This is a genomic window from Teichococcus rhizosphaerae, assembly GCF_002631185.1.
Classification (GTDB): Bacteria; Pseudomonadota; Alphaproteobacteria; order Acetobacterales; family Acetobacteraceae; genus Pseudoroseomonas; species Pseudoroseomonas rhizosphaerae.
The window spans coordinates 21,886-33,350 of sequence record NZ_PDNU01000014.1; the positions used below are offsets into that span (position 1 = coordinate 21,886).

The window sequence follows — 11,465 nt, forward strand, 5'->3', positions numbered from 1 at the left end:
TCCGTGGGCCCTGGCTCGCCCCGATGCTCCAGGCCCTTGTCTTCTCAGGCATCTCCACCCGTTCGGGCAGTTCCGCCCGGGCGGGACCTGCTCTGGCGGTCCAGCGCCGGGTCCTGCTCCGTGGGCGGGACAGGAGGTGTGGCGTCCCTCCCGGCCACGACCTTTCCGGGCGCCCCAGCGGGCAGGCGCCCCGCCTCCAGCCAGTGGCGGGCCAGCGGCCACAGGCTGTCCCGGAAGCGGTCATGGAAGAAGGCGAAGTGCCCGATCGCGGCCGCCCCGACCATGCCCGGCGCGATGCGCAGATGGGTGCGCGGGCTGGCGCAGTAGTAGCCCAGCAGGCGCTCGATGGCGGGGATGGTGCCGAACGGGTCGTCGGTCAGGCTGATGGCCAGGATCGGCGCGCCCACCCGCGCGAAGCGGTCCGGCAGCCCGGCGCCGCCCCGCAGCGTGCGCTCGAAGCGGGCGCCCATCCGGCTCCAGTCCCGCGCCACGCCGGCGGGGGTGTCCTCCATCCAGCCCAGCCGGCGTGCCGGGACGTAGCCGAGGAGCCCCGCCAGCGCCGGCATCGCCACATGCCAGCGCAGCAGCATGCGCAGGCGGGCGCGGGCCTCGTAGTCGCGCCAATGGGCATATTGCGCCCCCACCGTGACGATGCGCCGCAGCCTTTGCGCCGATGGCGCCAGCCCCAGCGCGAAGCCGCCGATGGAATGCGCCACCACATCGACGGGGCGACCGGGGAAGCGCGCCATGGCGGTGCGCAGCGCCGCCTCCAGGTCGAGCTCCCCCCAGTCCCGCCAATCCGCCCGGAAGCCCCGCAGCCGGCGGGGCCGCGATTCGCCGATGCCGCGGTAGTCGAAGGTCAGCACGTCGAAGCCGGCGGCGGCGAGGAAAGCGGCGAAGCGGCCGTAGTAGCGGCTGCGCACGGAGGTGGCGGGGCCGATCACCACGACGGAACGCGCCGGCCCCGCGGCGCCGGCGGGCCAGTGATGGCCGCCCAGCACCACCCCGTCCGCCGCCAGGATGCGCAGCGGCTCGGCCTCCAGGGTCCGCGCCATGGCCATTCGCCTCCCCGATCACCCACCCGCCACATTCCTTCGCATGGCGGCGGGAAGCGGCCAAGGCGCCACGGCATGCGGGCCACAAGGGGCGGGGGCTCAGAGCATGGGGCGCCCGCCGGTCACCGGGATCAGCGCGCCGCTCATGTAGCTGCCCTCGTCGGAGGCGAGCAGCACATAGGCGCCCGCCAGCTCGGCGGGCTGGCCCGGGCGGCCCATCGGCGTGTTCTCGCCGAAGCTCTGCACCGTCTCCGCATCCATCGTCGAGGGGATCAGCGGCGTCCAGATCGGGCCGGGCGCCACGGCGTTCACCCGGATGCCCTTCTCCGCCAGGAGCTGCGCCAGCCCCGCCGTGAAGTTGGCGATCGCGCCCTTGGTCGTCGCATAGGCCAGCAGGCTGGGGGAGGGGTTCTTGGCGTTGATCGAGCTGGTGTTGATGATGGCGCTGCCCGGCCTCAGATGCGGCAGCGCCGCCTTGCACAGATAGAACTGGCTGTGGATGTTGGTGCGGAAGGTGACGTCCCATTCCTCCGCGCTGATGTCCTCCAGGCTGGAGAAGGACGCCTGGTGCGCGGCGTTGTTCACCAGGATGTCGAGCCGGCCGAACTCCTTCAGCGCGCGCTCCACCAGGGCCTTGCAGTGGCTCTCCTCCTTGATGTCGCCCGCCACCAGCACCGCCTTGCGGCCGGCCTTCTCCACCCAGCGCGCCGTTTCGCGCGCATCCTCCTCCTCGTTGTAGTAGGAGATCAGCACGTCCGCCCCTTCCCGCGCATAGGCGATGGCGACGGCGCGGCCGATGCCGGAGTCGCCGCCGGTGATCAGGGCGGCCCGGCCTTGCAGCCTGCCGCTGCCCTTGTAGCTTTCCTCGCCATGGTCCGGGCGCGGCCGCATCGCGTCCGTCTCGCCGGGCATGTCCTGCTGCTGCTTCGGCAGCGGCGGGGTGATGGTCATCTCGGTTCTCCTCGCGAAAGGGCGTCGTGGGCTAACCAGCGCGTCCGGGCAGAGTTCCGGTGGGGATGAGGGCGCAACCGCCGGATGGCGCGCCCGCGCGGGCGCGCCGCATCCTCCCCTCCGCCCACCGGAGAGAGAGAGCCGCCATGCCACGCTTCCGCTGCGTGCCGATGCCGACCCGCACCGCCCGCCGCTTCCGCCAGACCGGCCGGGACGACCGCGGCCTGCCGCTGCACGCGCGCCCTGTCGACGGGCCGGGCTTCCCCTGCCGCCACTGCCTGCGCCTCGGCGCGCCGGGCGAGACGATGCTGCTCGGCAGCTACGACCTGCCCCACCCGCTCGGCACCTACTGGACGCCGAGCCCCATCTTCCTGCACGCGGGTGAGTGCCCGCGCTTCGAGGCGGAGGACGAGATCGCCCCCATCGTGCTGGCCAACGGCCTCGTTTCCGTGCGTGCCTATGACGCGGCGGAGCTGTGCCTCTACGATCTCGGGCAGGTCTGCGAAGGCGGGGCCGTGGCCGCGCCGCTGATGCGCGCACTCGATGATCCGCGCACCCGCTTCATCAACATCCACACCGCCCGCCCCGGCTGCCTGCTGACGGCGGTCGAGCCGCTGGAGGGGTAGGCCACGGGCGGGGGGGGAAGGCGGGAGGCAGTGGATGCTGCCGAAATGCCGCGCAGAACGGAAGCTCCTGCCGCGCCGCCCGGGGCAGCATGGCGGCCGATCCTGTGACGGATGGATGAGGACCACCCCGCATGGCCACGCTTTCACGGCCTGAAAACCCTGGCCTCCTTCTGCGCCCGCTCGCTCCGGCCGACCTGCCGGCGGCGCATGCCCTTTCCGCCGCGCTGCGCTGGCCGCACCGGCTGGAGGACTGGGCCTTCGCGCTGGCGCTGGGGGAAGGGCTGGCGGCCGAGCGGGAAGGGCGGCTGGTGGGCACCGCCATGGGCTGGCGCCACGGCCCCGGCTTCGCGACGCTCGGATCGGTGATCGTGGATGACGCCATGCAGGGTCGCGGCATCGGCCGGCGCCTCACGCAGGGCGTGCTGGACCGGCTGGGCGAGGATTGCCGCGTGCTGCTCCACGCCACCGAGGCCGGTGCGCCCCTCTACCGCAGCCTGGGCTTCCGCCCCGCGCTGGAGATCCGCCAGCACAACGGGCTGGCGCGGGCCCCGGCGGAGCAGGCGGCGCCGGCCGGCCTGACGCTGCGCCCGGTGCGGCCGCAGGATGCGGGCGCCCTGGTGGCGCTCGACGCGGAGGCCACCGGCACGCCGCGCGCGGCCCTGCTGCATGCCGTGCTCCCCCTGGCTGAGGGGGTCGTGCTGGAGCGGGGCGGCATGCCGGCCGGCTTCGCCCTGATCCGCCCCTTCGGCCGGGGGGAGGTGGTGGGGCCGGTGGTGGCGCCCGGCGTGGAGGCGGCCCGGCTGCTGATCGGCCACTGGCTCGCCGCACGGGCGGGGCGGTTCCTGCGCCTCGACGTTCCGGCGGAAAGCGGCCTCGGCGGCTGGCTCGCCGCGCATGGGCTGGCCGAAGTGGGCGCCGTCGCCGGCATGGTGCGGGGCGCGGCACCCCGGCGGCGGCCCGATCTCGCCAATTACGCGCTGGTCAGCCAGGCCCTGGGCTGACAAAGGGGGGCGCCGCGCGGGGCCGGCACCCGGCCATGCCGGGCAGCATGACGGGCGGCGCGGCAGGGGCGGAGAAGCATGGCATGACGAACACCCTCCGGGCGGGCCCGCCGCCCATCACCCTGCGGCCGCTGACGGCGGAGGACCTGCCCGCGGCGCAGCGCCTCACCGCCGCCATGCGCTGGCCGCACCGGCAGGAGGACTGGGCCTTCCTGCTCCGCACCGGCGAGGGGCTGGCGGCCGAGCGGGACGGGCGGCTGGTGGGCACCGCCATGGGCTGGCGCTTCGGCGCGGAGTTCGCCCGCATCGGCATGCTGCTGGCCGACCCGCCCCGCTACGACACTGCGCTTGCCCGCCTGCTGATGGAGGCGATGATGGCGCGGCTCGGCCGGCGCGGCATCCTGCTCAACGGCACTCCGGCGGGAATGCCGCTCTATGAAGCGCTGGGCTTCGCGCGGACGGGGATCGTCCGGCAATACCAGGGCGCCTCCTTCTCCATCGGCCTCGTGCCGCTGCCGCCCGGCCACCGCCTGCGGCCGGTCGGCCAGCGGGACCACGCGCTGCTGGCGGCGCTCGACGCATCGGCCTCCGGCCTGCCGCGCCAGGCGCTGATCGCCGCCCTGCTGGAGGGCGCCAAGGGCGTGGCGCTGGACCATGCGGGCGAGGTGGCGGGCTTCGCGCTGATGCGCCGCTTCGGGCAGGGGCAGGTGATCGGCCCGGTGGTGGCGCCGGGGCCGGAGATGGCGAAGGCGCTGATCGGCCACTGGCTGGGCGTGCAGCAGGGCCAGTTCGTGCGGGTGGACGTGCCGGCGGAAAGCGGGCTGCCCGCCTGGCTGGAGGCGCTGGGCCTCGACGATGCCGGCACCGTGACCGGGATGGCGCTTGGCCGGCCGCCCGCCCCGCGAGGCGCGCCGCGCGGCTATGCGCTGGTGAGCCAGACCCTGGGCTGAGGGGGCGGCCTTGTCAGGGGCTTTGCCGCCTCGCTAGAGTCCGCGCCGGCGACAGAGACTCCCGCAATCCGGAACCCCGCTGCATGGTGCCTGGCGTCCCCAAGCTGGACCGCATCGACATCCGCATCCTCTCGCATCTGCAGAAGCACGGCCGCGCCACCAATGTCGAGCTGGCCGAGGCGGTGGGGCTTTCCGCCAGCCCGTGCCTCGCGCGCGTCAAGCGCCTGGAGAAGGCGGGCTACATCACCGGCTACAGCGCGCAGGTCCAGCTCCAGAAGCTCGGCAGCACCGTCATCATCTACACCCAGGTCACGCTGGCCGACCACCGCAGCCAGGACTTCTCCCGCTTCGAGGCCCGCGTGCGGCTGATGAGCGAGGTGATGGAGTGCTATCTCGTCAGCGGCGGCTACGACTACCTGATCAAGTTCGTCGTCTTCTCCATCCAGCACTACCAGGAAACCATGGAGCGGATGCTGGCGATGGACATCGGCGTGGAGAAATACTTCTCCTATGTCGTGATGAAGCCGGTCTTTGTGAAGCACCACCACGACCTCGAGGGCTTCCTCAACCGGGAGGCATGAGGGCGCGGCCCTCAGAGATGCGGCTCGAGGATGCTGATGATCCAGATGACCGTCGCCGCCTGCGCCGAGTGGTTGGCGAGGCTGTGGGGATGGCGGCTGTCGAACTGGAAGCTGTCGCCCTCGGCGAGATCCGCCTGCCGCTCGCCCACCGTCAGCGCCACGCGGCCGGACACCACATAGCCGCCCTTCTCCCCCGGCCCGGTCAGCATCTCGTCGGCCGTGCCGCCAGGGGGCAGCGTCACCATCATGAAGCGCAGGCCCCGCTCGCCACGCGGCGAGAGAAGCTCCTTCACCATCCTCGACTTTCCCACCACGACGCGCGGGCGCTCCGCGCGGCGCCGCACGAACGGGAGCATCTCCGCGCCGCGCGGCTCCGCCCCGCCATTCGCGGGGGCCGCCGCGCCATTGCCCACCTCGCCCCCCGCCTCTCCGATGAACGCCCAGAGATTGACGCCGAGCGCCATGGTCAGCCGCTGGATGGTCCGCATCGAGGGATTGGCCTGGCCGCGCTCGATCTGGCTGATCAGCCCGGCCGAAAGGCCCGCCTTCGCGGCCAGGGCGGGAATGGTCAGCCCCAGTTCGGCCCGGAGCGCGCGCAGCCGGATGCCGATGCGCATGGCCTCATCCGCGGCTGGCGCCGCCATTCCGGGCACGGCCAATGGTCCCGTCCTTTCCTTTGCACGGCGGGGATAACGCGAATCAGGCGCGCTCGCCACGTCGCCCAGGCGGGAATGCAAAACACGGCTTGACCGCAGTTTCAATATAATGAAACGATCCTTTCGGCGTTTCATGCGAAACCTGCGCCGGACGAGCGTGGCGCGCATGAAGGCTGCGGAGGCGAAGGTCATGCGGCGCAACGGCGTGCCGAAGGGAATGGGCTTGAGCAACGTCTCCGCCTTGTTGCGAGGCCGCGTGAAGCGCGAGAAGGCCGGCAAGGCCGCGCGGCGAACCCTGGACACTGGGATGGCCGGACGATGAGCAGCTATGTGATACGCCGCCTGCTGCAGGGCGCGGGCCTGTTGCTGCTCGTCTCCATGATCGGCTTCGCCATCCTGCATCTGGCGCCCGGCGGCCCGCTCTCGCAGTTCGCGGCCGGGGGCGACATGACCCAGGAGGATCTCGACCGCGTGGCGGCGCAGCTCGGCCTGGACCGGCCGCTGCCGATCCAGTACCTCGACTGGCTGTGGCGCATGCTGCAAGGCGACTGGGGCCTGTCCTACCGCGACCAGCAGCCGGTTCTGTCCGTGATCGGCTCGCATCTCGGCGCGACGCTGGAGCTGATGCTCACCTCCACGCTGCTGGCCATGATGATCGGCGCCTGGGTCGGCATCCTCGGCGCCATCCGCCGCTACTCGCTGTTCGACGGGTTCGCCACGATCGGCGCGATGATCGCGCTCTCCATCCCAACCTTCTGGTTCGGCCTCGTGGTGATCTACGTCTTCTCCGTCGGGCTCGGATGGCTGCCCTCCGGCAACCGCTACACGATCGGCGACGAATCGCTGGCCAACCGGGTCCATCACCTGATCGGCCCCTGCATGGTGCTGGCGCTGGTCAGCACGGCGGTGTGGAGCCGCTACATGCGCTCCTCCATGCTCGACGTGATCCACCAGGACTACATCCGCACGGCACGCTCCAAGGGCATTCCCGAGCGGCGCATCCTGATCCACCACGCGGTGCGCAACGCGCTGCTGCCGATGATCACCATCACCGGCCTGCACCTCCCGACGCTGCTCAGCGGCGCGCTAGTGACCGAGACGGTCTTCACCTGGCCGGGCATGGGCCGGCTGTTCCTCGATTCCATCAACTACCGCGACTACCCGGTGGTGATGGGCATCCTGATGTTCACCGCCGTGCTGGTGCTGCTGGGAAGCCTGCTGGCCGATCTCCTCTACAACGTAGCCGATCCCCGCCTCGGAGCGAACGCAACATGAGTGCATCGAGCAGCGTCGCGCCGCCCGCCGCGGCGGCGCGGCCCGCCCGCCGCCGCGGCGGTGCGCTGCGCCGCTTCCTCCGCCACAGGCTGGCGGTGTTCGGCGCCGGCGTGATCCTCTTCCTCACCCTGGCCTGCGCGCTCGGCCCCTACCTGCTGCCCTTCACCGACACCCACATCGACATCATGCAGCGCTTCGCGCCGCCCTTCTCGGGCGCGCATGTGCTCGGCACCGACGCGCTCGGCCGCGACATGCTGGCACGGCTGCTGATGGCCGGGCGCATCTCGCTGCTGGTCGGCTTCTCGGCCATGGCCATCAGCATGGTCATCGGCATCGCCGTCGGCATCGTCTCGGGCTATTATGGCGGCGTGGTCGGCACGGTGCTGATGCGCTTCGTCGATGCCATGCTCTGCTTTCCCAGCATCTTCCTGCTGCTGGCCATCTCGGCGCTGATCAACGCCTCGGTCAGCTCCATCATCCTCCTCATCGCCATCACCTCCTGGATGGAGGTGGCGCGCATCGTCGAGGCGCAGATCCGCGCGCTGCGGGCGCGCGACTTCGCCGTGGCCGCGGAGGCGCTGGGCGCCAGCGACCGGCGGGTGATGTTCCGCGAGCTGCTGCCCAACGCCATCGCGCCCATCGTCGTCGCGGCCACGCTGAACGTGGCGCACGCCATCCTGGCGGAGTCCTACATCAGCTTCCTGGGCTACGGCATCCAGCCGCCGACGCCGAGCTGGGGCAACATGCTGGACAGCGCGCAGAGCTACCTGACCAGCGCCCCGTGGCTCGCCATCCTGCCCGGCCTCGCCATCACGCTCGCTGTCACCAGCTTCAACTTCATCGGCGACGGCCTGCGCGACGCGCTCGACCCGCGCATGGACGGCCGGTGATGGAGGCGGCCAGCATGACCCAGACCGCCCCGCGCGTCATGCAGGACGAGGAGGACGTCCTCGACGTCCGCAACCTCGGCATCTCCTTCCGCACGCCGGCGGGCGAGATCCCCGCGGTGCGCGACGTGTCCTTCCGCATCCGGCGCGGCGAGACGCTGGCGCTGGTGGGCGAGTCCGGCTCCGGCAAGAGCGTCACCAGCCTCGGCATCCTGCGGCTGACGCCGAAGCCGCCCTTCTGCTCCATCACCGGCCAGGTGCTGCTGCGCGGGCGCGACGGCACGGTGCGCGACCTCGCCAGCCTGCCCGAGGACGAGATGCGCGACGTGCGCGGGCGCGACGCCGCGATGGTGTTCCAGGAGCCCATGACCTCGCTCAATCCCGTGCACCGCGTGGGCGACCAGATCGCGGAGTCGATCCGCTTCCACGAGGGGCTCTCCCGCCGCGCCGCGCTCGACAAGGCGGCGGGGCTGCTCGACCTCGTCGGCATCCCCGACCCGCGCCGTCGGCTCGGCGCCTATCCGCACGAACTTTCGGGCGGCATGCGCCAGCGCGTGATGATCGCCATGGCGCTGGCCTGCGAGCCGCGCCTGCTGATCGCCGACGAGCCGACCACCGCGCTTGATGTCACCATCCAGGCGCAGATCCTCGACCTGCTGCGGCGGCTCCAGGAGCGGACGCGGATGGCGGTCATCTTCATCACGCACAACCTGGGCGTCGTCGCGGAGATCGCGGACCGCGTCATGGTCATGTATTCCGGGCGGGTGGTGGAGCAGGCGGCGGTGCGGCCGCTCTTCCGCTCGCCGCTGATGCCCTATACGCGCGGCCTGCTGCGTTCCGTCCCGCGCCTCGACTTCGCGGGGCTGGGGCGGGAGCCGCTGGCCGCCATCCCCGGCACCGTGCCCGACCCGCTGGAGCCGCCGCCCGGCTGCAGCTTCGGGCCCCGCTGCGGCGGCTTTCTGCCCGGCACCTGCGACGCCGCCGTGCCGCCCCTGGAGGAAGCCCGGCCCGGGCACCAGGTGCGCTGCGTGCGCTGGTCCGCCCTCACCGGAGAGGCCGCGTGATGCATCCGCAACCGAACGAGGCGCCGCCCCTGCTGGAAGTCCAGGAGCTGCGCAAATGGTATGGCGGGCCGCGGGAGGGCCTGTTCCGCAGGCGCTCCGTGGTCAAGGCGGTCGATGGCGTGTCCTTCGACATCCGGCGCGGCGAGGTGCTGAGCCTGGTGGGCGAGTCCGGCTCGGGCAAGAGCACCGTGGGCCGCACCGTGCTGCGCCTGACCAGCCCGACCTCCGGCCGGATCCGCTTCGCGGGAGACGACATCACCACCCTCTCGCGCGATGCGATGCGGCCCTTCCGCCAGAAGATGCAGCTCGTCTTCCAGGATCCCTACGCCTCGCTCAACCCGAAGATGACGGTGGAGGACATCGTCGGCGCGCCGGTCGAGATCCACGAGCCCGGCCTGCCGAGAGCCGCGCGGCGGCAGCGCGTGGAGGAGACGCTGGCGCTGGTCGGGCTGCTGCCGTCGCACGCGGCGCGCTATCCGCACGAATTCTCGGGCGGCCAACGGCAGCGCATCGGCATCGCCCGCGCGCTGATCATGCAGCCGCAATTGCTGATCGCCGACGAGCCCGTCTCCGCCCTCGACGTCTCCATCCAGGCGCAGGTGGTCAACCTGATGCTGGAGCTGAAGGAACGGCTCGGCCTCACCATCCTCTTCATCTCGCACGACCTCGCGGTGGTCGGGCACATCTCCGACCGCATCGCGGTGATGTATCTCGGCCGGCTGGTGGAGGTGGCGCCGACCCGCGCGCTCTTCACCATGCCGCGCCACCCCTACACCGAGGCGCTGCTTTCCGCCGTGCCGATCCCGGACCCGACCATCCAGCGAGAACGCATCATGCTCACCGGCGACATGCCAAGCCCGCTCGACCCGCCCTCCGGCTGCAGCTTCCGCACGCGCTGCCGCTATGCGCTGCCGGCCTGCGCGGGCGCGGTGCCCGCGCTGCGCGAGGTGGCGCCCGGCCACATGAAGGCCTGCATCCGCGACGACCTGCACCTCGCCGCGCCCACGGGGCTCGCCGCGTGAGCGCCGCCCCGCAAGGGCGGGTGGCGGCGCTGTGGCGCTACCCGGTGAGCTCGATGGGCGGCGAGCGGCTGGAGCGGATGGAGCTGCTCGCCTCCGGCGTGCTCGGCGACCGCACCCATGGCGTGTTCCACGCCGAGACGGGCGAGATCGCCCGCCCCGGCCGCATGCGGCAATGGATGGCACTGCCGCGCGCCTCCGCCCGCTGCGCCGCCGAGGGGGAGGTGGAGGTGGAGGTCAGCGTGGACGGGCAGGACTGGCACGGTTCCGGCAGCCTCGGCCCGCTCTCCGACCTCTACGGCTTTCCAGCCTCGATCCGGCGCTACGCCGCGCCGGGCGAGGAGGGGCCGGCCTCGCGCTACGCGCACGCCCCCATCCACCTGCTGACCACCTCGGCGCTGCGCACCCTGCAGGCCGCCATTCCCGGCAGCGTGCTGGACGAGCGGCGCTTCCGCCCCAACATCCTGCTCGACACGCCCCAAGACATGGGAGGCATCCCGGAATATGGCTGGATCGGGCGGGAGTTCCGCATCGGCGGCGCCGTGCTGCGCGGCACCATCCCCTGCGTGCGCTGCGCCTTCACCACGCTGGCGCAGCCCGGCCTGCCGGATGACCGCGAGGTGCTGCGCGCCCTGATGCAGGGCTTCGACCAGAATCTCGGCCTGTATTGCGAGGTGGTGCGGCCCGGCCCGATCCTGCCCGGCGACAGCGTCGCCCTGCCGGAAGCCGCGGTCGCCTGAAGCCTGGAGGCGCTCCGGGGGAGGGCGCCGCCGCCCGTCCCCCGGTCATCCACGCCCTCAGGCGGCCCAGTACCATTCGCGCATGTTCCAGGTGTTCTGGCGCGCGTTGATGTTGGGGCGGTAGCCGACCAGCTTGTCCTTGGTGCCCTCCACCGGCGCGTACTGGAAGATGGGCAGGACCGGCAGTTCCTCGCGGACGATCTCCTGCAGGCGGAAATAGACGGCCTTGCGCCGCGCCTGGTCGAAGCTGGTCTGCCCTTCGAGGAGGAGCCTGTCCACCTCCGGGTTCACCCACTGCATGTAGTTGCCGCCGCTGCCGCCGCGCACGGGGATGGCGTCGCTCGCGAAGCGCGTGGCGGGGTCCGGGTCGATGCCGGTGCGGAAGGCGGTGCCCACCAGCAGCGACTGGAACTTGGAGCGCACATAGAACTCGCCCCAGATCACCGCCGCCGCCATGTTGTTGATCTTCATGGAGACACCGATCTTCTGCCAGTCCTGCATCATGAGCTGCTGGCACTGCTCGCGGAGCGCGCTGCCGGTGGTGGTGGAGACGGCGAACTCCAGCGGCACGCCGTTCTTCTGGCGGATGCCGTTGGCGCCGCGCGCCCATCCGGCCTGGTCGAGCAGGGCGTTGGCGCGGTCCGTGTCGAAGGCATGCGG

14 protein-coding genes are annotated in these 11,465 nt (G+C 72.0%); 10 read left to right on the forward strand and 4 right to left on the reverse strand.

The features are described 5' to 3' along the window. Positions 1 to 44: 44 nt before the first annotated feature. Positions 45 to 1,055 carry an alpha/beta hydrolase family protein gene (locus tag CR162_RS09550; protein WP_099095334.1) on the reverse strand — a complete coding sequence of 337 codons (1,011 nt, stop codon included), beginning with the start codon at positions 1,053 to 1,055 and terminating at the stop codon, positions 45 to 47. A gap of 99 nt (positions 1,056 to 1,154) precedes the next feature. After that, entirely contained in the window at positions 1,155 to 2,006 is an 852-nt protein-coding gene (locus CR162_RS09555; RefSeq protein ID WP_099095325.1) for a glucose 1-dehydrogenase, read from the reverse strand. Positions 2,007 to 2,152: 146 nt separating this feature from the next. Between CR162_RS09555 and CR162_RS09560 the strand changes: the two genes are divergently transcribed. From CR162_RS09560 to CR162_RS09575, 4 genes are all read left to right on the forward strand, one after another. Continuing rightward, a complete protein-coding gene (locus tag CR162_RS09560; protein ID WP_099095326.1) occupies positions 2,153 to 2,632 on the forward strand; it encodes a DUF1203 domain-containing protein in 480 nt (159 codons plus the stop codon). Positions 2,633 to 2,763: 131 nt separating this feature from the next. Beyond that, a complete protein-coding gene (locus tag CR162_RS09565; RefSeq protein ID WP_099095327.1) occupies positions 2,764 to 3,633 on the forward strand; it encodes a GNAT family N-acetyltransferase in 870 nt (289 codons plus the stop codon). 83 nt (positions 3,634 to 3,716) lie between these two features. Beyond that, a complete protein-coding gene (locus tag CR162_RS09570; RefSeq protein ID WP_099095335.1) occupies positions 3,717 to 4,583 on the forward strand; it encodes a GNAT family N-acetyltransferase in 867 nt (288 codons plus the stop codon). Positions 4,584 to 4,666: 83 nt separating this feature from the next. Beyond that, positions 4,667 to 5,164: an Lrp/AsnC family transcriptional regulator gene (locus CR162_RS09575; RefSeq protein WP_099095328.1), complete on the forward strand. Its 498-nt coding sequence runs from the start codon at positions 4,667 to 4,669 to the stop codon at positions 5,162 to 5,164. An 11-nt stretch (positions 5,165 to 5,175) separates the two neighbouring features. On the opposite strand, the gene CR162_RS22355 is transcribed toward CR162_RS09575, so the two are convergent. Beyond that, positions 5,176 to 5,781, reverse strand: coding sequence for a cupin domain-containing protein (locus tag CR162_RS22355; RefSeq protein ID WP_176559796.1), 606 nt, complete (start codon positions 5,779 to 5,781; stop codon positions 5,176 to 5,178). A 172-nt stretch (positions 5,782 to 5,953) separates the two neighbouring features. Here CR162_RS22355 and CR162_RS22360 point away from each other — a divergent pair, with 172 nt between their 5' ends. From CR162_RS22360 to CR162_RS09605, 6 genes are read left to right on the forward strand one after another with little or no spacing between them, the layout of a single operon-like run. Beyond that, positions 5,954 to 6,142: a hypothetical protein gene (locus tag CR162_RS22360; protein ID WP_176559797.1), complete on the forward strand. Its 189-nt coding sequence runs from the start codon at positions 5,954 to 5,956 to the stop codon at positions 6,140 to 6,142. Beyond that, positions 6,139 to 7,095, forward strand: coding sequence for an ABC transporter permease (locus CR162_RS09585; RefSeq protein ID WP_099095330.1), 957 nt, complete (start codon positions 6,139 to 6,141; stop codon positions 7,093 to 7,095). The genes CR162_RS22360 and CR162_RS09585 overlap by 4 nt, the downstream gene beginning before the upstream one ends. Beyond that, entirely contained in the window at positions 7,092 to 7,985 is an 894-nt protein-coding gene (locus tag CR162_RS09590) for an ABC transporter permease (RefSeq protein WP_099095331.1), read from the forward strand. Before CR162_RS09585 ends, CR162_RS09590 begins: the two co-directional genes overlap by 4 nt. A 14-nt stretch (positions 7,986 to 7,999) precedes the next feature. Then, complete coding sequence (locus CR162_RS09595; RefSeq protein ID WP_176559798.1) at positions 8,000 to 9,046, forward strand: ABC transporter ATP-binding protein; 1,047 nt, start codon at positions 8,000 to 8,002, stop codon at positions 9,044 to 9,046. Continuing rightward, complete coding sequence (locus tag CR162_RS09600) at positions 9,046 to 10,068, forward strand: ABC transporter ATP-binding protein (RefSeq protein WP_099095332.1); 1,023 nt, start codon at positions 9,046 to 9,048, stop codon at positions 10,066 to 10,068. The genes CR162_RS09595 and CR162_RS09600 overlap by 1 nt, the downstream gene beginning before the upstream one ends. After that, entirely contained in the window at positions 10,065 to 10,805 is a 741-nt protein-coding gene (locus CR162_RS09605) for an MOSC domain-containing protein (RefSeq protein WP_218014868.1), read from the forward strand. The genes CR162_RS09600 and CR162_RS09605 overlap by 4 nt, the downstream gene beginning before the upstream one ends. A 57-nt stretch (positions 10,806 to 10,862) precedes the next feature. On the opposite strand, the gene CR162_RS09610 is transcribed toward CR162_RS09605, so the two are convergent. Beyond that, positions 10,863 to 11,465: ABC transporter substrate-binding protein (locus tag CR162_RS09610; protein WP_245870232.1), on the reverse strand; the 603-nt coding region annotated here is incomplete at its 5' end.